Consider the following 24697-nt stretch of genomic DNA (forward strand, 5'->3'; position numbering starts at 1 on the left):
CCATGCCGTCCAGGGGCTTGAGGATCACGTCGCCATGTTCGGCGTGAAAGCGCCGGATGTCCTGCGGGTCGCGCGTCACCAGCGTGGGCCCGATGAACTGCGCAAACTCCATGATGGCGAGCTTTTCCGGATGGTCACGCAGCGCCCGCGGGCTGTTGAACACGCGAGCGCCCTCGCGCTCGGCCTGCTCGAGCAGGTGGGTGGCGTAGAAATACTCGCTGTCGAACGGCGGGTCCTTGCGCATGAGCACGGCGTCGAAGTCGGCCAGCGCCGCCTCGCGTGGCTCGCTGGCCGTGAACCAGTCCACGGCATGGCCCGTGAGCGTGATGTCGCGCACGCCCGCCGTGACCTTGCCGCCGCGCTGCCAATGCATGTGCGCGGGCTCGCACACGGCCAGGCGATGGCCGCGGCGCTGCGCCTCGCGCATCATGGCGAAGGTGGTGTCCTTGTAGATCTTGAAATGCTCTACGGGATCGGCAACAAACAATAGATTCATGGGGTGCACGCCAGGGGTTGTCAATGCGGGCGCGGCGCGGCCTGCGCGCGCCGTCGCCCGTACTGTTGCACAAACAGCGCCACGCTGCCTGCGACCACGCCCCAGAAGGCCGAGCCAATGCCGGCGATGCTCACACCGCTCAGCGTGACCAGGAAGGTGATGAGCGCCGCCTCGCGGTGGGTCTCCTCGGCGAGGGCCGACGCGAGCCCCCCGCCGATGGCCGAGAGCAGCGCCAGGCCGGCGATGGCCACCACCAGCTCCGCCGGAAAGGCCGTCAGCAGGCCCGTGACCACGGCGCCAAACAACCCCACGGCGATGTAGAGCAGGCCGCAGGAGGCGGCCGCCGTATAGCGACGCGCCGGGTCGGGGTGCGCCTCGGGGCCCATGCAGATGGCGGCGGTGATGGCGCTGAAGTTGAGCGCAAACGCACCGAAGGGCGCGAGCACCAGCGTCACCAGCCCGGTCAGGCTGATCAGGCGCGACACCGGCAACTGGTAGCCCGTGGCGCGCATCACGGCCACGCCGGGCAGATTCTGCGAGGCCATGGTGACGATGAACAGCGGCAGGGCCAGGCTCATCACGGCCTGCAGGCTGAACTGCGGCGCCGTGAACACCGGCATGGCCAGCGCCAGGTGCACGGCCGACCAGCGCATCTGCCCGGCCAGGGCCGCCCAGCCAATGCCCACGGCCAGCGTGACGACCACGGCATAGCGCGGCAGCAGGCGACGCGCGAGCAGGTAGGCCAGCAGCATGGCCAGCACCAGGGGGAGCGCCGTCTGCAGGGCCGCGAAGGCCTGCATGCCAAAGCGCGCGAGCACGCCCGCGAGCAGCGCCGAGGCGATCTCCATGGGGATGCGGTTCATGACGCGCTCGAACCAGCCCGTCACGCCCGCGAGCAGGATCAAGAGCGCGCAGACCATGAAGGCCCCGACGGCCTCGCCCATGGAAAAGCCCCCGGCCAGCCCGGCCGTCGCCAGCACCGCGGCGCCCGGCGTGGACCAGGCCACCATGACCGGCTGGCGCAGGACGAGCGAGGGCACGAGCGAGCACAGCCCCATGCCCAGACCCAGCGCCCACATCCAGGACGTCACCTGCTCGGGCGTGGCGCCAAAGGCCTGGGCCGCCTGGAACACGATGGCCACGGAACTCGTGAAACCCACCAGCACGGCGACGAATCCGGCCGTAAAGGCGGACAGGCTCAGGTCTTTGAAGTACTGCATGGCCGCTGATTGTGGCAGCGCGGTCGCGCTTGCGTCGCCACAAAAGCTATTAATTCAATAGCTTTACGCGCTTGATTGACGGGCGATAGAGGCCAAAAACACCTCAAATTTCCACCTTGGAGCCCAGCTCCACCACGGCATTGCTCGGCAGGTTAAGGAACTCCGCCGCCGCGCTCGCGCTGTGGTGCATCTGGGCAAACAGCTTTTCGCGCCACATGGACATGCCCTCGCCCAGCCTGGGCGTGACGATGTCGCGCGACAGGAAGTAGCTCGTGGTCATGGGGTTCAAGTCCACGCCGCGGCCCTGCAGCAGCGCCAGCGACTTGGGCAGGTCATAGTCGTTCTTGAAGCCGTAGTTGACGACGACGCGCCAGCAGTCGCCACCCAGCGACTCGGTCTCCAGGCGCTTGTCCATGCCGATCCAGGGCACCTCATGGTTGTGCACGGTGACGAACAGGTTGTACTCGTGCAGCACCTTGTTGTGCTTGAGGTTGTGCAAGAGCGCATTGGGCACGATGCCGTCGCGCGAGGTCAGGAACACCGCCGTGCCCGCCACACGCGTGGGCGGCGCAATCATCAGGCCCGCCAGAAACTCCTTCAGGTCCAGCGCCGTCGCCTGCAGCGCCTCGGTCAGCAGCGCACGCCCGTCACGCCAGGTGACCATGAGCAGAAACACCGCGCCGGCGATGGCCAGCGGGAACCAGCCGCCGTGGATCAGCTTGAGCAGGTTGGACGACCAGAACAGGATGTCCACCGTGAAGAACACCCCCGTGGCGGCGATGCACAGCGCGAGCGGCAGCTTCCACGCATAGCGCACGACGAAGAAGGTGAGCACCGTGGTGATCAGCATGTCGGTGGTCACGGCGATGCCATAGGCCGCCGCGAGATTGCCCGAGCTGCGGAACATGCCCACGGCCAGCACGATGAGCGCGAACAGCCCCCAGTTCACGAAGGGCATGTAGATCTGGCCCTTGTCGTGCACGCTAGTGTGCAGGATCTGCAGCCGCGGCAGAAAGCCAAGCTGAATCACCTGTTTGGTGACGCTGTACGCGCCCGAGATCAGCGCCTGCGAGGCGATCACCGCCGCCGCCGTGGCCAACCCCACGAGGGGCAGCGTGGCCCATTCGGGCGCCATGTGGAAGAACGGGTTCTTCACGGCCTCGTGGCCCTCGGCCAGCAAGAGCGCGCCCTGGCCAAAATAGTTGAGCACCAGCGCCGGCATGGCAATGGAGAACCAGGCCAGGCGGATGGGCTGCTTGCCGAAATGCCCCATGTCGGCATAAAGCGCCTCGCCGCCGGTCACGCACAGCACCACGGCGCCCAGGATGATGAAGGTGATGCCGGGGTTCTGCATGCCAAAGCGCCACGCGAAATGCGGCGAGACGGCCCAGAGGATCTCCGGATGGCTCACGATGTGCAGCACGCCCAGGGCGGCAATCGTGACGAACCACAGCATCATCACCGGCCCGAAGAACCGGCCTATGCCCGCCGTGCCATGCTTTTGCACGAAGAAGAGTGCAAACAGCACCAGCAGCGTGAGCGGAATGACATACCGGTTCATCTCGGGCGACATGACCTCCAGCCCCTCCATGGCGCCCAGCACCGTGATCGCCGGGGTGATGACGCCGTCGCCATAGAACAGACAGGTGCCGAAGATGCCCACGAGCAGCATCCAGTGGCGCAGCCGCGGCCGGTCGGCCACGGCGCGCGAGGCCAGCGTCAGCATGGCGACGAGTCCGCCCTCGCCGTTGTTGTCGGCGCGCAGCACCAGCACCACGTACTTGAGCGAGACGATGATGGACAGCGTCCAGAAGATCAGTGAGAGCACGCCATAGACGTTGTCATGGGTGAACTGCACATGGCCGGTGGCAAAGATTTCCTTGACCGTGTAGAGCACGCTGGTGCCGATGTCGCCGAAGACGACGCCGATGGCACCCACGGTCAGGCCCGCAAGCGACGATTTGGAGTTTTGCACGGTCTGCCCCCGGTCACGGACCGGAGTTCCTGTGGGAAGGGATGAAGATTGTGCGCCGCGCAGGTGCGGCGCGCACGACGGCCGGGCCGGCGGGCCGCCTCAGTCGTACACCTCGGCCTCGGGGTCGGTGGCCTCGAGCTCGTAGCTGGCCGCCACCATGGCCAGGCGCGCGATCACACCATACATATAGAAGCGGTTCGGCGCGCTCGCACCGGGGCGCGCACCGGGCTGGGGCAACTGGGTGCTGTGCTGGAAGGCCAGCGGCACAAAGCCCGCACCGGGCGCGTTCAGGTTCTCGTCCACACCGCGCTCGGCATTGATGCGGTAGAAGCCCCCCACCACATAGCGGTCCATCATGTAGACCACGGGCTCGGCCACGGCCTCGTGCACACGCTCCTGGGTCAGCACGCCCTCCTGCACGATCACATCGTGCACCACCTGGCCGTCCTTGATCACGGCCATCTTGTTGCGCGTCTTGCGGTTGAGCTGTTCGAGCTCCTTGGCGTCGTGCACCGTCATGATGCCCATGCCATAGGTGCCGTTGTCGGCCTTGACGACGGCAAACGGCTTTTCCTTGATGCCGTACTCCTTGTACTTGCGCCGCACCTTGGCGAGCAGCGCATCGACGGAGCTCGCCAGCGCCTCCATGCCCTGACCCTCGCCGAAATCCACGCCCTCGCAATGGCCGAACAGCGGGTTGATGAGCCAGGGGTCTATGCCCAGCATCTTGCCGAAGCGCTTGGCCAGCTCTTCGTAGCTCTTGAAATGACGGCTCTTTCGGCGCACGCTCCAGCCCGCGTGCAGCGGCGGCAGCAGGTATTGCTCGTAGAGCTCCTCCAGAATGCCCGGTGCGCCGGCCGACAAGTCGTTGTTCAGCAGGATGGTGCAGGGGTCGAAGTTCTTCAACCCCAGGCGGCGCTTGGTACGGATCACCGGCTCGAGCGTCACGCTCTCGCCATGGGGCAGTGTGACGGTGGTGGTCTTCTTCACGTCCGGGCTGATCGAGCCCACGCGCACATTGAGCCCCGCCATGTTGAAGATGCGCACCAGCTGCGCCACGTTGGCCAGGTAGAAGGTGTTGCGCGAATGGTTCTCGGGGATGATGAGCAGGTTGCGCGCCTCGGGGCAGATCTTCTCGATCGCCGCCATGGCCGCCTGCACCGCCAGCGGCAGCATCTCGTCCGTCAGGTTGTTCCAGCCGCCGGGAAACAGGTTGGTGTCCACCGGCGCGAGCTTGAAGCCCGCGTTGCGGATGTCCACCGAGGTGTAGAACGGCGGCGTGTGCTCCATCCACTCCAGGCGGAACCAGCGCTCGATGGCCGGCATGGAGTCGAGAATGCGCTGCTCCAGCTCGTTGATCGGACCCGTCAATGCCGTGATGAGATGGGGAACCATAGAAACCCTGGTGATATGGTCAAGCGCCGCATTGTAGGGATGCCACTGCCCCCACCACGTACGTAGTTCAACGACGCCAGAAGGCCGGCGAGAGCAGCGCCATGAAACTCAGGATCTCCAGCCGCCCGAGCAGCATGCCCAGCGTGCACACCCAGGTCTGGAAGTCGGTGAGCACGGCGTAGTTGGAGCTCGGCCCAATCATGCCCAGGCCCGGGCCGGCGCAGTGCACGCTGGCCAGCACCGCGGAGAACGCCGTCAGCGGGTCCAGGTCGGTGAGCAGCAGCACCATGCTCAGCACGATGACCGTGGCGCCATAGACCAGCATGAAGGCCAGCACCGAGAAGATCATGCGGCTGTCCACCACGCGCCCGCCCAGCAGCACGGGCTGCACCGCGCGCGGATGCACCAGGCGCGTGAGCTCGCGCCGCGCCTGCTGCACCAGAATCAGCATGCGCACCATCTTGATGCCGCCGCCGGTGGACCCGGCGCTCGTGGCCACGCCCGACAGAAACAGCATGAACACCGGCGCGAACACCGGCCAGGCCAGGTAGTCCTGCGTGGCGTAGCCCGTGGTGGTGGCCACCGACACCACATGGAACATGCCGTGGCGCAGCGCCAGCAGCGGCCCATACACCCCCTTGGCCCAGAGCAGCAGGGCCACCAGCAGGCCGCCGCCGATCAGCACCAGCATGGTGGCGCGCACCTCGGGGTCGCGCCAGAACCCCGCCCAATGCCCTTTGCGCAGCGCGACGAAGTAGAGCGTGAAATTGCAGCTGGCCACGAGCATGAAGAACACCGCCACCGCCTCCAGCAGCGGCGAATTGAAGAAGGCAAAGCTGCTGTCGTGCGAGGACAGGCCACCCAGGCTCACGGTGGTGAACATGTGCATCACCGCGTCCATGGGCCGCATGCCGCCGGCCCAGAAGCACAGCGCGCAGAGCACAGAGATGCCCGCATACACGCCCCACAGGCCCTTGGCCGTCTCCGTCATGCGCGGGGTCAGCTTGGTGTCCTTGAGGGGGCCCGCGGCCTCGGCCTTGAACAGCTGGCTGCCGCCCACGCCCAGGAGCGGCAGCACGGCCACGGCCAGAATCAATATGCCCATGCCGCCGAGCCACTGCAGAAAGGTGCGCCAGAGGTTCACCGACAGCGGCAGCGCGTCCAGCCCTGACAGCACCGTCGAGCCCGTGGTCGTCAGGCCCGAGACGGCCTCGAAGTAGGCATGGGTGAAGCTGATCGGCCGCCCGATCTCCCACATGGCCAGCCACAGCGGCAGACTGGCGCACAGCGGCAGCAGCACCCATACCAGGGTCACCAGAATCACGCCATGGCGCGGCTGCAGCTCCTGGCGATAGCCGCGCATGAACCACAGCAGCAGCAGGCCGGCCACCAGGGTCACGGCCAGGGACAGGGGGTAGACCGGCCACACCAACTCCTGCAGCCACCACGCCACCGCGCCCGGCAGCGCCATGGACAGCGCGAACATGCACATCAGCATGCCCAGCACGCGCAGAACGGGAAACAGGTCGCGCATGGCCCGGGCGTCTAAAAGAACGTCGCGCTGACGCGAAACAGCTTTTCCACCTCGCGCACCAGGCGCTTGTGCGGCAGAAAGAACACCACATGGTCGTTGCTCTCTATCACCGTGTGGCTGCGCGGAATGATGACCTCGGGCTCGCCCGGTGGCGCGGGCGGCGCCTCGCCCTCGACCGGTGGCGGCGCCTCCGAATCGGGCAGGCCGCGCACGATCAGGCCCATGTGCACGGCCGGGGGCAGCGGCAGGTCCTCCACGCGCCGGCCGACCACGCGCGAGCTCTTTCTGTCGCCGCGTGCCACGATCTCCAGCGCCTCGGCCACGCCGCGGCGCAGGCTGTGCACGGCCTGCACGTCGCCGCGGCGCGTGTACGCCAGCAGTTCGCCCAGCATGGCCTGGGCGGGCGTGAGCGCAATGTCGATCTGCGTGCCGTGCATCAGCTCGGCGTAGGCCAGGCGGTCGATGAGCGCGAGCACGCGGCGCGCGCCCATGCGCTTGGCCAGCAGGCAGGACATGATGTTGTTCTCGTCGTCCCCGGAGAGGGCCAGGAAGAAGTCCACATCGTCGATGCCCTCCTCGGCCAGCAGGTCCTCGTCCGAAGTCTCGCCCTGCAGCACCAGCACCTCCTCGGGCAGGCTGGAGGCCAGCTCCGTGCAACGATCGGCATCACGCTCCACGATCTTGAGCTGAAAGCGCCCCTGCTGCGCAGCCAGCGCGCGCGCCAGGCGCTCGCTGACCACGCCGCCGCCGGCCATCATGATGCGGCGCACCTGCCGCGCCGGCTGGCCAGGCCGAATGCGCAGCGCGGCCAGCACCTGGGGCACACGCTCCTTGCCGGCCAGGGCGAACACCTCGTCGCCGGGCTCGATGCGCGTCGTGCCGTCGCACGGCACGAAGCGGTCTGGCTCGTCGGCAAAGCGCCGGTAAATGGCGACGATGCGCATGGCCACCTCGGGCATCTGCTGGCGCAGCAGCCGGATCTCCTGCCCCACGGCCGGCGCCCCGGTGCGTGCGCGGGTGGAGATCAGGCAGGCGCGTCCGCCGGCAAACTCGCGCACCTGCAGCGCGCCGGGGTACTCCACCAGCTTGGAGATGTAGCGCACCAGCGAATTCTCGGGACACAGGATGTGGTCGACGGCAAAACCCTCGCGCGAGAGCAACGCACTGCCGTCCTCGAAACCGTTGGTGCGTACGCGCGCAATGCACTGCGGCACGTTGAACTGCATCTGCGCCACCTTGGCACAGACCAGATTCGTCTCGTCCTGCGCGGCGCAGGCGATCAGGAGGTCTGTGTCGCGCGCGCCGGCCTCGGCCAGCACGGCCGGGTCTATGCCATTGCCCACCACACCGCGCAGGTCCAGGCGCGACTCGAGCTCGCGCAGGCGCTCGCCATCGGTGTCGATGACGGTGATGTCGTTGCGCTCGGACACCAGGCTGGCCGCCGCCGCCTGGCCCACGCGGCCCGCGCCAAGGATGATGATCTTCATGGTCTGCGCCGAGGGACTGGAACGCCCGGCTCTCTGCTGCGGCCTACTGCCGCACCTCGCCCTCGCCCAGCACCACCCATTTGAGCGAGGTCAGCCCCTCGATGCCCACGGGGCCGCGCGCGTGGAACTTGTCGGTGCTGATGCCGATCTCCGCGCCCAGCCCGTACTCGAAGCCGTCGGCAAAGCGCGTGCTGGTGTTGACCATGACGCTGCTGGAATCGACCTCGCGCAGAAAGCGCTGGGCGTGGACATGGTCGGTGGTCAGAATCGCCTCGGTGTGGTGGCTGCTGTAGCGGTTGATGTGCGCAATCGCCTCGTCAAGCCCCGCGACCACACGGATGGAGATGATGGGCGCGAGGTACTCCTCGCTCCAGTCCGACTCCTGGGCATCCACCAGATTCGCTCCTGAAACGCTAGCTAGCAGCGCCCTGCTTTCGGCGCAAACCCGCATTTCCACGCCTTTTTCAGCAAAGATTGCGCCGATGCGCGGCAGAAACTGCGCCGCCACGCCACGCGCCACCAGCAGGCTTTCGCTGGCGTTGCAGGGGCTGTACTTCTGCGTCTTGGCGTTGTCCACCACGCGCACGGCCAGGTCGATGTCGCAGGGCTCGTCCACATAGCTGTGGCAGTTGCCGTCCAGATGCTTGATGACGGGCACCTTGGCCTCGGCGCTGATGCGCTCTATCAGCCCCTTGCCGCCGCGCGGAATGATCACGTCCACATACTGCGGCATGGCGATCAGCTGGCCCACGGCGGCGCGGTCGGTCGTCTGCACCAGCTGCACACCATGCACGGGCAGACCGGCCTCGGCCAGCGCCAGGCCCACGAGGCGCGCGAGCGCCTGGTTGGAGTCAATGGCCTCCGAGCCGCCGCGCAGAATGCACGCGTTGCCGCTCTTGATGGACAGGCTGGCCGCCTCGATGGTCACGTTGGGCCGGCTCTCGTAGATCATGCCGAACACGCCGATGGGCACGCGCATCTGGCCCACGCGGATGCCGCTGGGCTGCTGGCGCATGCCCATGATCTCGCCGATGACGTCCGGCATGGCGGCCAGCTGCTCGCAGCCCTGGGCGCAGGTCTCGACCACCTTGGGGGTGAGCTTGAGGCGATCGACCATGGGCTCGGCAAGACCCGCGGCGCGCGCGCGCGCAAGATCGCGCGCGTTGTCCTGCTGCAGCGCATCCACGTTCTCGCGCAGCAGCCGCGCCAGCGCCAGCAATGCCTTGTTTTTGATAGCTGCCGGCGCCCGCGCCATAAGGGCTGAGGCCGTTTTTGCTTGCAAACCCAGCGTCTGGGTGTATTCGGCGATGTTCAGGGCGTTCATGGCCGCGATTTTGACCCAGATCGCCCGGGCCCTGGCTTGCCCCATCGCCGAGTGCGGCTACGCTACGCGCCATGCCAGACCCTCACGCCCTCGACCAGCTCACCCAACTGCAACAAGACCTGCACGCCCTGCGCGCGCAGCGCCTCACACCCCACGCCTTCAGCGCCGCCGCGCGCGGCCACGCGCAGCTGCTCGCCGCCCTGCCGCCTCGCTATAAGGAGGTGCTGCTCGCCCTGCTCGACCGGCTCGAAGCCGGCGCGCTGTTCACCGAGGAAAGCTGCTCCTTCAGCCACCAGGGCCTGGCCGACAGCCTGCAACTGTGGCTGGACAAGGCGCGTGCGGCAATATCGGGTTGAATAGGCCTCCATGGCCCACCAGACAAGCGCCAACAGCTATCAAAACAATGAATCAAGCAGCGATACCCATTGACCTCGTCATCCCCGCGAAAACGATATTCATTGCCCCCCGTCATCCCCGCGAAAGCGGGGATCCAGATGCCACCCACGCCCTTGCTTCGCCGCCGCCGTGGATCCCCGCGTTCGCGGGGATGACGGTGGGTTTTGCAAGCATCGCGCGCCATCAACAGGCAGCGCTGCTTGAGTCAAAACAATGAATCAAGCAGCGATATCCATTGACCTTCAGCGGCGCGCGGGCGCCTGGCCCAGCCTGCACAGCTGCAGCGCCAGGCGCGACAGGGCCTGCCAGCCGTCCTGGGGCCAGTCGGGGGTCTTGAGGCCCTTGACGATGCCGTCGACGATGTGGGCCGCGTGCAGCAGGCGCGCGAGCTGCGCGTCGCTGGCCTGGGGCAGCAGGCGCTCGTACAGGCGCTCCTTGTTGCCCCAGATGCGGTTTTCGCGCAGCGCCATGGGCAGGGGCTTGCCGGCGTTCATGGCGTCCTTGCAGCGCTTCAAGGCGCGGATGTCCTCGGCCAGGGCCCAGTGCACGAGCACCTCGGCCTCGCCCTCGGCCTGCAGGCCGTCGAGCATGCGCTGGGTGCGCGCCACCTGGCCGGAGAGCACGGCCTCTGAGAGCTTGAACACGTCGTAGCGCGCGACGTTGAGCACGGCCGATTCGACCTGCGCCCAGGTCAGCTCGCCCTGGGGGTGGAGCAGGCCGAGCTTTTGGATCTCCTGGTGCGCGGCGAGCAGGTTGCCCTCGACGCGGTCGGCAAAGAACTGCAGGGTACGCTGACCCTCCTCGCCCGGCGCCACGCGCTGGCCCTGGGCGGCCAGGCGCTGGGCGATCCATTGCGGGAGCTGGGCGCGCTCGACGGGGTCGATCTGCACGGTGGCACCGTGCGATTCGAGCGCGGAGAACCAGGCGCCGGTCCTGGTGGCCTTGTCCAGGCGCGGCAGCAGCACGATGGCAAGCAGGCTGTCGTTGCCCACGGCCGCCTGGGCCAGCTGCTGCAGCGCCGCGCTGCCGTCCTTCCCGGGCTTGCCCGAGGGGATGCGGACCTCGAGGATTTGCTTGTCGGCAAACAGGCTCAAGGACCCGCCCGCGGCGAGCACGGCGCTCCAGTCGAAATGCGCGCCGGCCACGGTGTGGCTGCTGCGCTCGGTGTAGCCCTGCGCGCGCGCGGCGGCGCGGATGGCGTCCAGCGCCTCCTGCTGCAGCAGTGGCTCGTCGCCATGCAGCGTGTAGAGCGGGCGCAGGCCTTTTTGCAGCTGGGCGGTGAGCTGGTTCAGAGGGATTTGAGCCAAACAGGCCTCCAACACTTATGTGTCAAGCGCTGACAGCTATGACACTGATAGCAACACGGCGATGTCTGCGCCCGAGACCGGCCCCTGCCTGGCGCCTGCGATGTGCTTGCGGCGTCATCCCCGCGAAAGCGGGGATCCACAACGACGCCCGCACCGGCGCCAGGGTGGGGCCTGGATCCCCGCTTTCGCGGGGATGACGAGGTGACGGGGCGCCCGCGCACGGAGGATGCGCCCCAGGGATGTCGCGGCCAGGCTGCCTGGGTCACATAAGCCCCCGCCATGATCATTGCCTCAACGACGAATGCGCCGCGACTCAGGCAGCCGCACCGGGCTTCACCGCTGCCAGCCGCCGCATCAGCTGCTGCACCAGGTCGCTGCGCATGTTGCGGTAGAGCATGGCCTCCTCGCCCTCCTTGGACAGGGCCAGGGTTTCGTTGTAGCTGATGTCGCGCTGCTGCAGCAGCTCGGTCTCGGCGATCCATTCCTGGCCCTGCTGGCCGCGCAGGCGAAAGCGGATGCGCAGGCGCAGCTGCAGCTCGCGCACCTGGCCCGCGGCGCTCTGGCCGACGGCGACGCGCTCCTGCTGCTCGGAGAGGAGGTCCAGCACGACCTCAGCCTGGGTTTTCTGGGCCTCGTCGGTGATCACGGTGACGCCGCTGCCCGCGCCCTGCAGGGTGCGGACGAGCTCGCGCGCGAGGGGCAAGCCCGCGGGCGCCTGCACGTAGATGGAGCGAAACGCGAACCGGGGCACGCCGCGCAGGCGAAAGCCGCAGGCGGCGAGCGGCGCGGCGGCCAAGGCGATGAGCAGGTGACGCTTGTGCATGGCTCAGACCACCACGTTGACCAGGCGGCCGGGCACGACGATGACCTTCTTGGGCGCCTTGCCCTCGGCGAACTTCTGGAAGTCGGCGCTGGCCAGGGCCGCCTGCTCGATGGCGGCCTTGTCGGCCGCAGCCGGCACGCGGATGGCGCCGCGCAGCTTGCCGTTGACCTGCAGCATGAGCTCGACCTCGTCCTGCACCAGCGCGGCCGGGTCGACCTGGGGCCAGGCGGCGTCGAGCAGGTCGCCGAGCGCGCCGGCGTAGCCGAGCTCGCTCCACAGCCCATGGGTGATGTGCGGCGTGGCCGGGTAGAGCACGCGCAGCAGGATGCCAAAGCCCTCGATCAGCGCCACGGCGGCGCCTGCGCTGTCCATGGCCTTGAAGTCCTCGAGCGCGTTGAGCATCTTCATCGCGCCCGAGACCACGGTGTTGTACTGCATGCGCTGGTAGTCGTAATCGACCTGCTTGAGCACGCTGTGGATCTCCAGGCGCAGGGCCTTGGCCTCCTTGCCGAATTCAACGTCTTTCAGACCTGCAGCGCCCGCCACGCTTGCGCTGGCAGCTTCTCTATCGATAGCAGAAAGCTTGACGCCGAAGTTCCACACGCGGCGCAGGAAGCGGTAGCTGCCCTCCACGGCCGCGTCGTTCCACTCCAGCGTGAGCTCGGGCGGCGCGGTGAACATGGTGTACAGGCGCGCGGTGTCTGCGCCGTATTTTTCGATGAGCTGCTGCGGATCGACGCCGTTGTTCTTGGACTTGGACATGGTCCCCACGCCCTCGTAGTCAATCGCCGTGCCCACGGGCAGCAGGCCGTCACCGCTCTCGGCCGGGTTCTTGAGCCTGGCACCGACGATCTTGCCGTCATCGCCCAGCACATGCTCGACGTCGTGCGGCCAGAAGTAGTCCTTGGCGCCCTTGGCCGTGCGGCGGCTGTAGATGTGGTTCAAGACCATGCCCTGGGTGAGCAGGCGCTTGAAGGGCTCGTCGGCCTTGACCAGGCCCAGGTCGCGCATCACTTTCGTCCAGAAGCGCGCGTACAGCAGGTGCAGGATGGCGTGCTCTATGCCGCCGATGTACTGGTCCATGCCGCCGTCACGCATCCAGTAGGCCGCGCCGTCGGCCACCATCTTGTCGGCATTCTTCGGGTCGCAGTAGCGCAGGTAGTACCAGGACGAGTCGACGAAGGTGTCCATGGTGTCGGTCTCGCGCCGCGCGGGTTTGCCGCAGCAGGGGCAGGTCACGCCGGCGTGAAACTGCTCGCTTTTCACCAGCGGATTGCCGCTGCCGTCGGGCACCAGGTCCTGCGGCAGCACCACGGGCAGGTCCTTCTCGGGCACGGGCTGCGGGCCGCAGGCCTCGCAGTGGATGATGGGGATGGGCGTGCCCCAGTAGCGCTGGCGCGAGATGCCCCAGTCGCGCAGGCGCCAGGTGGTCTTGAGCTCGCCCAGGCCCTTGGCCGCGAGCGCGCGGGCCACGGCGGCGACGGCGTCCTTGTGGCCCAGGCCGCTGAAGTTGTCGGAGTTGATGGTCACGCCGCGCTCCTTGTCGGCGTACCAGTCCTGCCAGCGCTGGTCGTCAAAGGCGGTCTCGCCGTCGACGAGGATGACCTGCTCGATGGGCAGGCCGTACTTGAGCGCGAAGACAAAGTCGCGCTCGTCGTGCGCGGGCACGCCCATGACGGCGCCGTCGCCATAGCTCATGAGCACGTAGTTGCCGACCCAGACCTCGACCTGTTCGCCGCTCAGGGGGTGGGTGACGAACAGGCCCGTGGCCATGCCCTCCTTTTCCTTGAGCGCGAGCTCGGCCTCGGTCGTGCCGCCCTTCTTGCATTCCTCGATGAAGGCGGCAAGCTCAGGGTTGCTGGCTGCCGCATGCTGGGCCAGCGGATGCTCGGGCGCGACGGCGCAGAAGGTCACGCCCATGATGGTGTCGGCGCGCGTCGTGAAGACATACATGCGGCCGTCCTGGATGGGCTTGCCATCCGCGCCCTTGATGTCGTGCGTGAACGCAAAGCGCACGCCGCTCGACTTGCCTATCCAGTTCTCCTGCATCAGGCGCACCTTGTCGGGCCAGCCCGACAGCGTCGCCTTGTCGTTGCCGATCTGCACGTGGTCCAGGAGCTCCTGCGCGTAGTCGGTGATCTTGAGGTAGTAGCCGGGGATCTCGCGCTTCTCGACGAGGGCGCCCGTGCGCCAGCCGCGCCCGTCGATGACCTGCTCGTTGGCCAGCACGGTCTGGTCCACCGGGTCCCAGTTGACGACCTGGGTCTTGCGGTAGGCGATGCCTTTTTCCAGCATCTTCAGGAACAGCCACTGGTTCCAGCGGTAGTAGTCGGGGTCGCAGGTGGCGATCTCGCGGCTCCAGTCGATGGCCAGGCCCATGGCCTGCATCTGGCCCTTCATGTAGGCGATGTTGTCGTACGTCCACTGCGCGGGCGGCACCTTGTTCTTGAGCGCGGCGTTCTCGGCCGGCAGGCCGAAGGCGTCCCAGCCCATGGGCATGAGCACGTTGAAGCCCTTCATGCGCAGCTGGCGCGTGAGCATGTCGTTGATGGTGTAGTTGCGCACATGGCCCATGTGCAGCTTGCCGCTGGGGTAGGGCAGCATGGAGCAGGCGTAGAACTTGGGCTTGTTCTCGTCCTCGCTGACGCGGTAGGCGTCGCGGGCGGTCCAATGGGCGTGCGCGGCACGCTCCACCTCGGAGGGGTTGTATTTGTCTTGCATGGGAGCTGGGAACAGGATGCTGCGGGGAACTGCGCGTCGGCGCAGCGGTCACAATGGGATTCGTTGCGCCCAATTCTAGGCGTTCATCCCCCATGCCACCCCGTTGCGCCCGCCCACCAGGGCCGGCGCGCCATTGCCTTGCAAGGAGTTTTCTTGATCGATTCCGCCCTCTCCGAGCTGCACGCCCTCAGCCCCTGGATGCAGGCCGGCCTGGGCCTGGCCGGCCTGCTGCTGCTGTCCTGGCTGGCCCAGGCCGTGGCGCAGTACCTGCTGCTGCACATGGTGCCGCGCATCCGCGATCGCATGGATGTGCGCTGGGCGCAGGTGGTCTGGCACGACCAGGTGCTGCGCCGGCTCGCCCATGTCGTGCCCTCCCTGGTGATCCAGCTGGGCATTGACGCCGTGCCGCAGCTGCACCCGACGGCGTTCGCCGTGGTGCGCAACCTGGCCGTGGCCCTCACGGTGCTGCAGCTCGTGCGCACGCTCAATGCGCTGCTCGACGCCACGCTGCAAGCGCAGGAAAACACCCCGGGCGGCGCGCCCACGAGCACGCGCTCGATCAAGAGCTATGTGCAGCTCGGCAAGCTCGCGCTGACGCTGGTGGGCGCCATCGTCATCGTGGCGGCGCTCATCGACCGCTCGCCGCTGATCCTGCTGTCGGGCCTGGGCGCCATGTCGGCGGTGCTGATGCTGGTGTTCAAGGACACCATACTGTCGTTCACCGCGGGCGTGCAGCTCTCGTCCAACGACATGCTGCGCGTGGGCGACTGGATACAGATGCCCCAGGTGGGCGCGGATGGCGATGTGGTCGACATCGCGCTGCACACCGTCAAGGTGCAGAACTGGGACAAGACCATCACCACCATCCCCACCTGGCGCCTGATGAGCGAGAGCTACCGCAACTGGCGCGGCATGAGCGAATCGGGCGGGCGGCGCATCAAGCGCACGCTGCAGATCGACGCGGCGAGCGTGCATTTTCTGAGCGAAGCCGACATCGACCGGCTCGAGCGCATCGCGCTGCTCACGCCCTATCTGCAGGAAAAGCGCGAGGCCGTGCACGCCACCAACGCCGCCCTGGGCGAGCGCGCGGCCACGCCGACGAACCTGCGCCGCCTGACCAACATCGGCACCTTCCGCGCCTATGTGCAGGCCTATCTGCGCGCCCACCCCGGCATTCACCAGGGCATGACGCTGATGGTGCGCACCATGGAGCCCACGGCCGAGGGCGTGCCGCTGGAGCTGTACTGCTTCACCGCCACCACGGCCTGGCTGCAGTACGAGGGGATACAGGGCGACATCTTCGACCACCTGATCGCCGTGCTGCCGGAGTTCGACCTGCGCCTGTTCCAGAGCCCCACGGGGCATGACATCCGCACCGGGCTGGGTCAGCGGGCGCTGCCGCCAAGCCCGTAGCGCCCGACGAACGAAAGTTCATGGTCATTTTGGCCTCGAACGCCCGGCAGGAAAGCGCAACCAGCTATTGTTTTTGCTGCACGGGCTGCGCCACAAAGCCCACGCGCCGCAGCCCCGCGGCCTGGGCCGCGCCCATGATCTGCACCACGCGGCCGTAGGGCACGGCCTCGTCGGCGCGCAGCTGCAGCTCGGTGTCGGGGTCGTGCGCGGCGATCTGCGCCAGGCGCTGCTGCAGCGCCGCGGCGTCCACGGGCGCATCGTCCACAAACAGCCGGCCCGCGGCATCGAGCGCCACCGTCACGCTGCGCGCGGCGGCGCCGGCCTGCGTGCCCTCGGCACGCGGCAGCTGCAGGCGGATGCTGCTCGCGAGCAGCGGCGCGGTGAGGATGAAGATCACCACCAGCACCAGCATCACGTCCACCAGCGGCGTGACGTTGATCTCGCTCATGGGCTGTGCGCCGGGGCTGCGTTCTATGCGGCCGAATGCCATGGGGAGGCGCCCTCAGTCGGCGGCGTTGGTGTCTATGACGAGCTCGCGCAGGTCATGCGCAAAGCCTTCGAGGTCGGCCTCGATGCGGGCGATGACCCGGCCGAACCAGTTGTAGGCCAGCACGGCGGGTATGGCCACGGTCAGGCCCGCGGCGGTCATGATGAGCGCCTCGCCCACGGGGCCGGCCAGGCGCTCTATGCTGATCTGCTCGACGCCGGCGAGGGCCGTGAGCGCATGGTAGATGCCCCAGACCGTGCCCAGCAGACCCACGAAGGGCGCGGTGGAGCCCACCGTGGCCAGCAGCACCTGGCCGAACTGCAGCCGGCCGAGCACACCATGCAGCGCATTGCGCAGCACGCGCGTGAGGCGCTGCGACAGGCTGCCCTGGCTGGAGAGCGCGCCGCCCGCGCGCCCCTCCTCGATCTGCTGCGCGGCCTGCACGAGCGGCAGCACCAGCGTCGCACTGTCCACGGCCCGCACGCGCTCGGCCCCCTGGGCCAGCGATGGCGCCTGCCAGAACGCGGCCATGCCGCGCGGCACGTCCTGCGACGCGCGCCGCATCAGGTAGAGCTTCCAGAGTATGACGACCCAGCTGGCCACCGACATGGCCAGCAGCAGCGCGGCCGTGGCCTGCGTGACCACATCGCCCTGGCGCCACCAGTGCAGGCCGTCCATGCCGGGCCTACCGGAGCCTGAGCACGTCGAACATGTCGAACAGCCCCGTGCGCTGCCCCGCGAGGAAGCCCACGGCGCGCAGGCTGCCCTGGGCGTAGCCGGCGCGGCTGTTGGACCTGTGCGTGATCTCCACGCGCTCGCCCGTGCCGGCAAACAGCACGGTGTGGTCGCCCACGATGTCGCCGCCACGCACGGTGGCAAAGCCTATGCTGCCGGGCTTGCGCTCGCCCGTGTGGCCGTAGCGCTCGTACACGGCGCGGTCGGCAAGCCGCGTGCCCTGGGCCTCGGCGATGACCTCGCCCATCTTGAGCGCCGTGCCCGAGGGCGCATCCACCTTGTGCTTGTGGTGGGCCTCGATGATCTCGATGTCGTAGCCGGCATCGAGCGCCTGGGCCGCCATCTGCAGCAGCTTGAGCGTGACGTTGACGCCCACGCTCATGTTGGGCGCGAGCACGATGGCCACCTTGCGCGCGGCGGCCTCGATCTCGGCCTTCTGCGCGTCGGAAAAGCCCGTCGTGCCGATGACGAGCTGCACGCCGAGCTCGGCGCACAGGGCCGCATGGGCCAGCGTGCCCTCGGGGCGCGTGAAGTCGATGAGCACGTCGGCGTCCTTGAGGCCCGCGCGCAGATCGGAGGTGATGAGCACGCCGCTCTGGCGGCCCAGGAAGGCAGCAGCATCCTGACCCAGGGCGGGGCTGCCGGCGATGTCCAGCGCGCCCGCGAGCACGCAGTCGTCACTGGCCACGATGGCCTCGATGAGCATGCGGCCCATGCGGCCGGAGGCGCCGGCCACGGCCACGCGGCGGCGTGCGGTCGATGCGGTGGAGGAGGTTGCAGTCATGTCGGCGGGCTATGAATGTGAGAACGACGAAGGCCGCCCGGCGCGGGCGGCAGGGCCTGTGAGGGTCAGCGGCGCGGCGATTCCAGCGGTGGGTAGCTCGTTGCGGGCTGCGGCGCGGGCGTGGCCGCCGGCTCGGCCGCGGGCGGTGCCTTGGGGAAGCGCGCGAGCTCGGCCTCGGTGGCCTCGAGCCGGGGCACCTTGACGCTGGTCTGCTTGGAGCTCAGCGAGGCGACGAACTCGGCCTCGGAGGGCATCTCGTCACCCTCGACATGGTCCATCACGTTGTCCTTGAAGAACACGGTGAGCCTGCGCGTCTGCGCCTCCACGCCCGGGCGCTTGAGCGTGAACACATAGTCCCAACGGTCGCCGTGGAACAGGCTCACCATGAGCGGCGTACCCAGGATCTCGCGCACCTGCTGGCGCCCCATGCCGGGCTGCAGCGCCTGCACCTGCTCGCGCGAGATGAAGTTGCCCTGCACCACGTCCACCTTGTAGGGCGTGACCATGCTCGACAGGCGCTCACCCGTGCCCGCACAACCGGCCAGACCAGCCGCCAGCGCAGCGGTCAGCAACACAATGGCGCCCCGGCGGGCGCCCCAACAAGCGTGAGCAAACATGGGTTTATGCATAGGGGATATGATCCGGCCCATTGTAGCGGCCGGTGCCTGGCATGCAGGCTGCGCGGCTCTTCCGGCCGATTTCGCCCTGGCTCCAGGGGGACCTGACATGACGAACATCGACGAACTCAAGAACACCGGCCTCAAGGCCACACTGCCGCGCCTGAAGATCCTGGAAATATTCCAGAAGGGCAGCCAGCGCCACATGACGGCCGAGGATGTGTTCCGCGTGCTGCTCGACGAACGCTCGGACATCGGCCTGGCCACGGTCTACCGTGTGCTCACGCAGTTCGAGCAGGCCGGCATCCTGCTGCGCAGCAACTTCGAGAGCGGCAAGGCGATCTACGAGCTCAACGAGGGCCAGCACCACGACCACTTCGTCTGCACGGTCTGCGGCAAGGTCGAGGAGTTCTACGACGCCGAAATCGAGAAGCGCCAGAACCTCATCGCCAAGGAGAAGGGCTGGGTGATTCAGGACCACTCGATGGCGCTGTACGGCCAGTGCGCCAACTGCGCCAAGAAGCGCTGAGCGCATAGACCCAAGCCGCGCGCGGCCTGCCTCAGGAGCCGCCGCTCTCCATGGCGCGGCGGTGGCGCTCGAGAAACTCCTGGTAGGTGTCCACGCCACGCAGCTGCAGGATGGTGTTGCGCACCGCGGCCTCGACCAGCACGGCGATGTTGCGCCCCACGACCACCTGGATCACCACCTTGAGCACGGGCACACCCAGCACGTCCTGCGTGAGCGGCTCGAAGGGCAGGCGCTCGTAGTCGCGCTCCAGCGTCTCCTTGCGCACCAAGTGCACGATGAGCCTCAGGCGCATGCGCCGGCGCACGGCCGACTCGCCGAAGATGGCGCGAATGTCCAGCAGGCCTATGCCGCGCACCTCGAGCAGGTTCTGCAGCAGCTCGGGGCACTTGCCCTCGATGGTGGTCTGGTTGATGCGGTACAGGTCCACGGCATCGTCGGCCACCAGGCCGTTGCCGCGCGAGATCAGCTCGAGCCCCAGCTCGCTCTTGCCCAGGCCCGATTCGCCCGTGATCAACACACCCAGGCCCAGGATGTCCATGAACACGCCGTGCATGGTGATGCGGTCGGCAAAATGTTTAGACAGGAAGGCGCGCAGCACGTCGATGATGAAGGCCGCCGACTCCTGCGTGGCGAACAGCGGTATCTGCGCGCGCTCGCACATGGACACCAGTTCCCGGGGCGCCGTCTGTCCGTCGGCCAGCACCAGCACCGGCGGCTCCAGCGTAACGATGCGCGCGATGCGGCGCTCGCAGTCCTGGGGCGTGGAGTTGGTCAGGTAGGCGACCTCGCGCTCGCCGAGCACCTGAGCGCGATACGGGTGGATGTAGTTCAGATAGCCCACGAGGTCGGCGCTCGAGCGCGCCGCGCGCACCGCGACCTCCGCGAAGCGCCGCTCCGATGCGCTCAGGCCCGCAATCCATTGCCACTTGAGCAGGACCCGGAACTCCTCGAAAAGCGCATCGGCACTGACGACGTTGGGCTTCACGGCAACGGGCGGTCGGCGTCAGGCGGAGCCTTGGGAGGACTGCCAGCCCGCAATCATGGCGTGCAGGGCGGCCGCATCGGTGCTGCTCTTGAGGCGCTCGCGCAGTGCGCTGTCGCTGAGCAGCTCGGCGATCTCGGAAAGAATCTCCAGGTGCTTTTGCGTGGCAGCCTCGGGCACGAGCAGAAAGATCAACAACACCACGGGCTGCTCGTCCGGAGCGTCGAAGCCTATGGGCTGGGCAAGCTGGAACACCGCTGCCATGGGGGACTTCAGACCCTTGATGCGCCCATGCGGAATGGCCACGCCATGGCCCAGCCCCGTGGAGCCCAGACGCTCGCGTGCAAACAGGCTGTCGGTGATCAGGGCCCGCGACAGGCCATGCTGGCTTTCAAACAGCAGGCCTGCCTCCTCGAACGCACGTTTCTTGCTGGTGGCATCGACGCTCACGAGCACTTGTGCGGCAGGCAATATGGAAGCGAGTCGGTTCATAGTGAGTGCGTTGATTATGCACGCCTAGCGGAAACCCTGAAAACGTATCTCGATGTACACCATCACGCCCATAAAAAAACCGCCCCATGGGCGGTTGCGGGCGGAGCCGGTCAGGCCCCGCACCGTGCGGGCGCGGCCGTCAGGTCGCCGCGGCCGCCTGGGCCGTTGCCCGGCGCACGCCGGCCTGATGGTCCTGCAGGCGATCCTTGTAGCGCACGACCATGCGGTCGAGCTTGTCCATCAGCTCGTCGACGGCGGCATAGAGGTCGAAATGTGCGCTTTCCACGAACAGGTCGCTGCCCTTGACGCGCACCGTGCATTCGGCACGCTGGCGTTTCTCCTTCTCCTTCTGCTTCTCTACGGTCAATAGCACCTTGACATCCACCACCTGGTCGAAGTGGCGAATGATGCGATCAAGCTTGGATGTGACATAGCTGCGCAGGGCGGGAGTCACGTCAAGGTGATGGCCGCTGATCGTCAAATTCATAGACAAGCCTCCTGTGGCTTACGGTTGAGAAAACGCTGCCCCGAGGGTCAGCCGGGCCGACCACCAGAACCGATGCGTGGCCGCCTGAGCCCACTATGCGCGCGCCCGCGCCGCAACGCAACGCGTGTCCCGGCTGCGCGCACGGGTTCTGGCGCCCGGATGCGCGCGGGCGCAAAAGCCCGCACAATGGGCCGGTTACCCTGTGCGCCCGGGCCTCCCCTCCCCCGCCCCGGCGGCGGCATCTCTCGGGCATGACGGGCTGTTCGGCATCGGCCGGACAGGCCACTAAAATGCCCGTTTTCCCGCCCTGGCGCCGACCAGGCCAGTTCTCCCAGCATTTGCGCGCGCGTTCCCCGCCATGACCCAGATCAACACCTCCGCCCTGCACACTTCCGCCCTGACGTCGCTGCCGCTGCTGGCGCGCGGCAAGGTGCGCGACAACTATGCCGTGGGCGACGACCGCATCCTGATGGTCGCCAGCGACCGGCTCTCGGCCTTCGACGTGATCATGGGCGAGCCCATTCCCGGCAAGGGCGAGCTGCTCACGCAGATGGCGCTGTTCTGGTTCGACAAGCTCGGTCACATCGTGCCCAACCACCTGACGGGCGAGTCGCCCGAGAGCGTGGTCACCGATGCCGAGGCGCCCCAGGTGCGCGGGCGCTCCATGCTCGTGCAGCGCCTCAGGCCCATTCCCATCGAGGCCGTGGTGCGCGGCTACCTGGCCGGCAGCGGCTGGAAGGAGTACCAGGCCACGCGCTCGGTCTGCGGCGTGCCGCTGCCCGAGGGACTGACCAATGCCGCCCGGCTGCCCCAGCCGATCTACACCCCCGCGGCCAAGGCGGCCGTGGGCGAGCATGACGAGAACATCACCTTCGAGCGCACGGTGGAGATGGTCGGCCCCGAGCTGGCCGCGCAGATCCGCGACGTGTCGATCCGGCTGTACGAGGCCGCGGCGGCCATCGCCCTGGAAAAGGGCATGATCATTGCCGACACCAAGTTCGAGTTCGGCCTGGATGCGGCCGGCCGGCTGGTGCTCATGGACGAGGTGCTGACGCCCGACAGCTCGCGCTACTGGCCCGTGGAGGGCTATGCCGAGGCCCTGGCCAAGGGCGAGAACCCGCCGAGCTACGACAAGCAGTTCGTGCGCGACTGGCTCGAGCAGGCCCTGGTGGGCGGCAAGCCCTGGGACAAGACCGCACCCGCGCCGCGCCTGCCGCGCGAGGTGGTGGAGAAGACCGCCGCCAAGTACCGCGAGGCCCTGCAGCGCCTGACGGCCTGATCGCCCCGAAAACAACCAAGGCCCCGGATGGGGCCTTGTTGTTTCAGCTCAGCACGACGCTGGACAGGCGCCGGCGGTAGGTGGCGACCACCGGGTCCTCGGGCGGGATCTGACCCTCGGCCACCTTGACCTTGGGCGGCTCGATGATCTCGAGGATGGCGACATAGGTCTTGCGCGCAGCCTCTTCGTTCCAGCTCTTGTCGCGCATGAGGATCTCGAGCAGCTCGTCCATGGCCTCGGTCCACTGCTGGCCCGCCATGAGCCAGCGCGCGCGGCCAAAGCGCGCCTCGAAGTCGCGCTTGTTGGCGGCGATTCTTGCATCGAATTCGGCCCCAGCGTCCTTCCCACGAGCGCCAGCAGCTACCGAATCAATAGCGTCCATCCAGGCCTTGAGGGCACCCAGGCGGCGCGAGCCCTCGGCCTTGGAGATCACGGGCGCGAAGGCCACCTTGGCATCGTCCTCGCGGCCGAGCGAAAGCAGCAGCTTGACGTAGTCAAAGCGCGCCTCGTCGTTGGCCGGGTCGGTGGCCACGGCCTGCTGGAGCTTTTCCAGCGCGCCCTCGGCGTCGCCCTCGGCCAACGCGTCCTGGGCCTCGGCATCCTGCTCCTCGGCCTGCAGCGCCTCGGCGCTGGGCACATGCTTGTCGAGGAAGGCGCGCAGCTGGCCCTCGGGCAGCGCGCCCATGAAGCCATCGACGGGCTGGCCGTTCATCATCAGCACGCAGGTGGGGATGCTGCGGATGCCGAACATGGCGGCCAGTTGCTGCTGCTGGTCGGAGTCGATCTTCACGAGCTTGAAACGGCCCGCGTATTCGACCTCGAGCTTCTCCAGCACCGGGCCCAGCGTCTTGCACGGGCCGCACCAGGGCGCCCAGAAGTCCACCAGCACGGGCGTGGTCATGGAGGCGGCAACCACCTCGGTCTCAAAGCTTTCTAGGGTGACGTCGATCATGTATGGCAATCCTGGTTGGGCGGCGCGCGGCGCCGGTCATGGTCAGCGCGGATTCTCGGACATATTCGCCCTCGCCCGGACCGCAGCGCACATGTAGTAGCGGGTTAATACCCGCGGCCCGAGGCGGCCACCCACAATGGCCGCCACCGCAACCACCCGACAAGGAGACATTCATGGCTGGCAAGAAGATTCTGATGATCTGTGGCGACTACTGCGAGGACTACGAAACCATGGTGCCCTTCCAGACGCTGCTGGCCGTGGGACACCAGGTGCATGCCGTCTGCCCCGGCAAGAAGGCGGGCGAGCAGATCAAGACGGCGATCCACGACTTCGAGGGCGCGCAGACCTACAGCGAGAAGCCCGGCCACAACTTCACGCTCAACGCCACGTTCGCCGACATCGACGCCCGGGACTACGACGCGCTCGTCATCCCCGGTGGCCGCGGCCCCGAATACCTGCGCGGCGACGCCGCCGTGTGCGCCGCCGTGCGCCATTTCTTCGAGGCCAACAAGCCCGTGGCCGCCGTCTGCCACGGCGCGCAGCTGCTGGCCGGCGCGGGCGTGCTCAAGGACCGCACCTGCTCGGCCTACCCGGCCTGCCGCGCCGAGGTCGAGCTGGCCGGCGGCCGCTACGCCGACATCGCGGTGGACCAGGCCCACACCGAGGGCAACCTGGTCAGCGCCCCGGCCTGGCCCGCCCATCCGGCCTGGATGGCGCAGTTCCTGGCCCTGCTGGGCACGCGCATCGTTCTTTGAAAGAAAAACGGGGCTGGCGCCCATGGACAAAGCGCAGGCAGCTATTGTTTTTCAAGTGCGCCGCCCGACTTGACGCGCGGCACGGCGGGCGCCACCATCGCCCGTCCTGCCCCCCCAAGGAGTCCACCGTGTGCCAGGTCTTCATCAGCGCCGACCCCATGCTCTACGCGAGCCGCTCGCGCTCCGTGCGGCTGCACGGCGTGGCGACCAGCATCCGCCTGGAGAACATGTTCTGGCAGGTGCTGCAGGAGATCGCCGAGCGCGACGGCTACAGCGTCGCCCAGCTCTGCACCCGGCTCCATGACGAGCTCGTGGCCGAACATGGCGCGGTGGACAACTTCAGCTCCTTCCTGCGCGTGTGCTGCACGCGCTACCTGGCGCTGCAGCTGACGGGCGAGCTGCCGCGCGACGCGCGCATTCCCATCCGCTCCATCGTGCTGGACGCCGGCGCCAGGGCCGCAGCCGCCGCACTCGCGCACTGAGACCGAAAATCCGAGAAACCGTAAA

24 protein-coding genes (1 of these 24 cut by a window edge) are annotated in these 24697 nt (G+C 67.7%); 6 read left to right on the plus strand and 18 right to left on the minus strand.

Going from position 1 to position 24697, the window contains the following annotated elements:
- From gshB to ABUE11_RS16865, 7 genes are all read right to left on the minus strand, one after another.
- Nucleotides 1-496 carry the 5' portion of a glutathione synthase gene (gene gshB, locus ABUE11_RS16835; protein WP_367066546.1) on the minus strand. 458 nt of this gene lie to the left of the window's left edge, so the window shows 496 of its 954 coding nt (coding positions 1-496); the start codon lies at nt 494-496; the stop codon falls past the left edge of the window.
- 20 nt (nt 497-516) lie between these two features.
- The gene (locus ABUE11_RS16840; RefSeq protein WP_367066548.1) at nt 517-1716 is read right to left on the minus strand and encodes a benzoate/H(+) symporter BenE family transporter; all 1200 of its coding nucleotides are present in this window, start codon (nt 1714-1716) and stop codon (nt 517-519) included.
- Between the two features lie 103 nt (nt 1717-1819).
- Complete coding sequence (locus ABUE11_RS16845; RefSeq protein ID WP_367066549.1) at nt 1820-3691, minus strand: potassium transporter Kup; 1872 nt, start codon at nt 3689-3691, stop codon at nt 1820-1822.
- A gap of 99 nt (nt 3692-3790) precedes the next feature.
- Nucleotides 3791-5086, minus strand: a complete 1296-nt coding sequence (gene gshA, locus ABUE11_RS16850; RefSeq protein WP_367066551.1) for a glutamate--cysteine ligase — start codon at nt 5084-5086, stop codon at nt 3791-3793.
- Between the two features lie 67 nt (nt 5087-5153).
- Entirely contained in the window at nt 5154-6620 is a 1467-nt protein-coding gene (locus ABUE11_RS16855) for a potassium transporter TrkG (RefSeq protein WP_367066553.1), read from the minus strand.
- A gap of 11 nt (nt 6621-6631) precedes the next feature.
- Complete coding sequence (gene trkA / locus ABUE11_RS16860) at nt 6632-8107, minus strand: Trk system potassium transporter TrkA (protein WP_367066554.1); 1476 nt, start codon at nt 8105-8107, stop codon at nt 6632-6634.
- Between the two features lie 43 nt (nt 8108-8150).
- Nucleotides 8151-9431, minus strand: a complete 1281-nt coding sequence (locus ABUE11_RS16865) for a glutamate-5-semialdehyde dehydrogenase (protein WP_367066555.1) — start codon at nt 9429-9431, stop codon at nt 8151-8153.
- Between the two features lie 71 nt (nt 9432-9502).
- Here ABUE11_RS16865 and ABUE11_RS16870 point away from each other — a divergent pair, with 71 nt between their 5' ends.
- Nucleotides 9503-9787: a hypothetical protein gene (locus ABUE11_RS16870; protein ID WP_367066557.1), complete on the plus strand. Its 285-nt coding sequence runs from the start codon at nt 9503-9505 to the stop codon at nt 9785-9787.
- A gap of 282 nt (nt 9788-10069) precedes the next feature.
- On the opposite strand, the gene holA is transcribed toward ABUE11_RS16870, so the two are convergent.
- From holA to leuS, 3 genes are all read right to left on the minus strand, one after another.
- Nucleotides 10070-11134: a DNA polymerase III subunit delta gene (gene holA, locus ABUE11_RS16875; protein ID WP_367066559.1), complete on the minus strand. Its 1065-nt coding sequence runs from the start codon at nt 11132-11134 to the stop codon at nt 10070-10072.
- Nucleotides 11135-11447: 313 nt separating this feature from the next.
- On the minus strand, nt 11448-11957 hold the full coding sequence (lptE, locus tag ABUE11_RS16880; RefSeq protein ID WP_367066561.1) for an LPS assembly lipoprotein LptE: 510 nt from the start codon (nt 11955-11957) through the stop codon (nt 11448-11450).
- 3 nt (nt 11958-11960) lie between these two features.
- Nucleotides 11961-14678 carry a leucine--tRNA ligase gene (leuS, locus tag ABUE11_RS16885; protein ID WP_367066562.1) on the minus strand — a complete coding sequence of 906 codons (2718 nt, stop codon included), beginning with the start codon at nt 14676-14678 and terminating at the stop codon, nt 11961-11963.
- Between the two features lie 153 nt (nt 14679-14831).
- On the opposite strand from leuS, the gene ABUE11_RS16890 reads away from it, so the two are divergent.
- Nucleotides 14832-16091, plus strand: a complete 1260-nt coding sequence (locus ABUE11_RS16890; RefSeq protein ID WP_367066563.1) for a mechanosensitive ion channel family protein — start codon at nt 14832-14834, stop codon at nt 16089-16091.
- Between the two features lie 64 nt (nt 16092-16155).
- Here the strand turns inward: ABUE11_RS16890 and ABUE11_RS16895 are convergent, their stop codons facing one another.
- The 4 genes from ABUE11_RS16895 to ABUE11_RS16910 form a co-directional block, all read right to left on the minus strand.
- Nucleotides 16156-16581 carry a biopolymer transporter ExbD gene (locus ABUE11_RS16895; protein ID WP_367066565.1) on the minus strand — a complete coding sequence of 142 codons (426 nt, stop codon included), beginning with the start codon at nt 16579-16581 and terminating at the stop codon, nt 16156-16158.
- Nucleotides 16582-16593: 12 nt separating this feature from the next.
- On the minus strand, nt 16594-17256 hold the full coding sequence (locus ABUE11_RS16900; protein WP_367066566.1) for a MotA/TolQ/ExbB proton channel family protein: 663 nt from the start codon (nt 17254-17256) through the stop codon (nt 16594-16596).
- Nucleotides 17257-17263: 7 nt separating this feature from the next.
- Nucleotides 17264-18097 (minus strand): 4-hydroxy-tetrahydrodipicolinate reductase, encoded by an 834-nt coding sequence (gene dapB / locus ABUE11_RS16905; RefSeq protein WP_367066567.1) that lies wholly within the window; start codon nt 18095-18097, stop codon nt 17264-17266.
- A gap of 65 nt (nt 18098-18162) precedes the next feature.
- Nucleotides 18163-18726 (minus strand): outer membrane protein assembly factor BamE, encoded by a 564-nt coding sequence (locus tag ABUE11_RS16910; protein WP_367066569.1) that lies wholly within the window; start codon nt 18724-18726, stop codon nt 18163-18165.
- Nucleotides 18727-18823: 97 nt separating this feature from the next.
- Between ABUE11_RS16910 and fur the strand changes: the two genes are divergently transcribed.
- Nucleotides 18824-19243, plus strand: coding sequence for a ferric iron uptake transcriptional regulator (gene fur / locus ABUE11_RS16915; protein WP_367066570.1), 420 nt, complete (start codon nt 18824-18826; stop codon nt 19241-19243).
- A gap of 31 nt (nt 19244-19274) precedes the next feature.
- On the opposite strand, the gene hprK is transcribed toward fur, so the two are convergent.
- The 3 genes from hprK to raiA all read right to left on the minus strand — a co-directional run bounded on the left by hprK (nt 19275) and on the right by raiA (nt 21204).
- The gene (gene hprK, locus ABUE11_RS16920) at nt 19275-20228 is read right to left on the minus strand and encodes an HPr(Ser) kinase/phosphatase (RefSeq protein ID WP_367066571.1); all 954 of its coding nucleotides are present in this window, start codon (nt 20226-20228) and stop codon (nt 19275-19277) included.
- Nucleotides 20229-20246: 18 nt separating this feature from the next.
- Nucleotides 20247-20717: a PTS sugar transporter subunit IIA gene (locus ABUE11_RS16925; protein WP_367066572.1), complete on the minus strand. Its 471-nt coding sequence runs from the start codon at nt 20715-20717 to the stop codon at nt 20247-20249.
- A 139-nt stretch (nt 20718-20856) separates the two neighbouring features.
- The gene (gene raiA / locus ABUE11_RS16930; RefSeq protein ID WP_367066574.1) at nt 20857-21204 is read right to left on the minus strand and encodes a ribosome-associated translation inhibitor RaiA; all 348 of its coding nucleotides are present in this window, start codon (nt 21202-21204) and stop codon (nt 20857-20859) included.
- 358 nt (nt 21205-21562) lie between these two features.
- Between raiA and ABUE11_RS16935 the strand changes: the two genes are divergently transcribed.
- Nucleotides 21563-22483, plus strand: coding sequence for a phosphoribosylaminoimidazolesuccinocarboxamide synthase (locus tag ABUE11_RS16935; RefSeq protein ID WP_367066576.1), 921 nt, complete (start codon nt 21563-21565; stop codon nt 22481-22483).
- A gap of 43 nt (nt 22484-22526) precedes the next feature.
- On the opposite strand, the gene trxA is transcribed toward ABUE11_RS16935, so the two are convergent.
- Nucleotides 22527-23435: a thioredoxin gene (gene trxA, locus ABUE11_RS16940; protein ID WP_367066577.1), complete on the minus strand. Its 909-nt coding sequence runs from the start codon at nt 23433-23435 to the stop codon at nt 22527-22529.
- A gap of 173 nt (nt 23436-23608) precedes the next feature.
- Here trxA and ABUE11_RS16945 point away from each other — a divergent pair, with 173 nt between their 5' ends.
- Complete coding sequence (locus tag ABUE11_RS16945; protein ID WP_367066579.1) at nt 23609-24190, plus strand: DJ-1/PfpI family protein; 582 nt, start codon at nt 23609-23611, stop codon at nt 24188-24190.
- Between the two features lie 128 nt (nt 24191-24318).
- Nucleotides 24319-24672 (plus strand): ribbon-helix-helix domain-containing protein, encoded by a 354-nt coding sequence (locus ABUE11_RS16950; RefSeq protein ID WP_367066581.1) that lies wholly within the window; start codon nt 24319-24321, stop codon nt 24670-24672.
- The last annotated feature ends 25 nt before the right edge of the window (nt 24673-24697 follow it).

It is taken from the genome of Oryzisolibacter sp. LB2S (assembly GCF_040732315.1).
Taxonomy (GTDB): Bacteria; Pseudomonadota; Gammaproteobacteria; order Burkholderiales; family Burkholderiaceae_C; genus Alicycliphilus; species Alicycliphilus soli.

Coding starts and splice junctions, on each gene's coding strand:
- ABUE11_RS16895 (WP_367066565.1), bottom strand. CDS start 16,581: ATGGCATTCGGCCGCATAGAACGCAGCCCCGGCGCACAGCCCATGAGC.
- ABUE11_RS16945 (WP_367066579.1), top strand. CDS start 23,609: ATGGCTGGCAAGAAGATTCTGATGATCTGTGGCGACTACTGCGAGGAC.
- ABUE11_RS16870 (WP_367066557.1), top strand. CDS start 9,503: ATGCCAGACCCTCACGCCCTCGACCAGCTCACCCAACTGCAACAAGAC.
- fur (WP_367066570.1), top strand. CDS start 18,824: ATGACGAACATCGACGAACTCAAGAACACCGGCCTCAAGGCCACACTG.
- ABUE11_RS16935 (WP_367066576.1), top strand. CDS start 21,563: ATGACCCAGATCAACACCTCCGCCCTGCACACTTCCGCCCTGACGTCG.
- lptE (WP_367066561.1), bottom strand. CDS start 11,957: ATGCACAAGCGTCACCTGCTCATCGCCTTGGCCGCCGCGCCGCTCGCC.
- ABUE11_RS16925 (WP_367066572.1), bottom strand. CDS start 20,717: ATGAACCGACTCGCTTCCATATTGCCTGCCGCACAAGTGCTCGTGAGC.
- ABUE11_RS16840 (WP_367066548.1), bottom strand. CDS start 1,716: ATGCAGTACTTCAAAGACCTGAGCCTGTCCGCCTTTACGGCCGGATTC.
- ABUE11_RS16910 (WP_367066569.1), bottom strand. CDS start 18,726: ATGCATAAACCCATGTTTGCTCACGCTTGTTGGGGCGCCCGCCGGGGC.
- leuS (WP_367066562.1), bottom strand. CDS start 14,678: ATGCAAGACAAATACAACCCCTCCGAGGTGGAGCGTGCCGCGCACGCC.
- trxA (WP_367066577.1), bottom strand. CDS start 23,435: ATGATCGACGTCACCCTAGAAAGCTTTGAGACCGAGGTGGTTGCCGCC.
- dapB (WP_367066567.1), bottom strand. CDS start 18,097: ATGACTGCAACCTCCTCCACCGCATCGACCGCACGCCGCCGCGTGGCC.
- ABUE11_RS16855 (WP_367066553.1), bottom strand. CDS start 6,620: ATGCGCGACCTGTTTCCCGTTCTGCGCGTGCTGGGCATGCTGATGTGC.
- ABUE11_RS16900 (WP_367066566.1), bottom strand. CDS start 17,256: ATGGACGGCCTGCACTGGTGGCGCCAGGGCGATGTGGTCACGCAGGCC.
- raiA (WP_367066574.1), bottom strand. CDS start 21,204: ATGAATTTGACGATCAGCGGCCATCACCTTGACGTGACTCCCGCCCTG.
- ABUE11_RS16865 (WP_367066555.1), bottom strand. CDS start 9,431: ATGAACGCCCTGAACATCGCCGAATACACCCAGACGCTGGGTTTGCAA.
- gshA (WP_367066551.1), bottom strand. CDS start 5,086: ATGGTTCCCCATCTCATCACGGCATTGACGGGTCCGATCAACGAGCTG.
- trkA (WP_367066554.1), bottom strand. CDS start 8,107: ATGAAGATCATCATCCTTGGCGCGGGCCGCGTGGGCCAGGCGGCGGCG.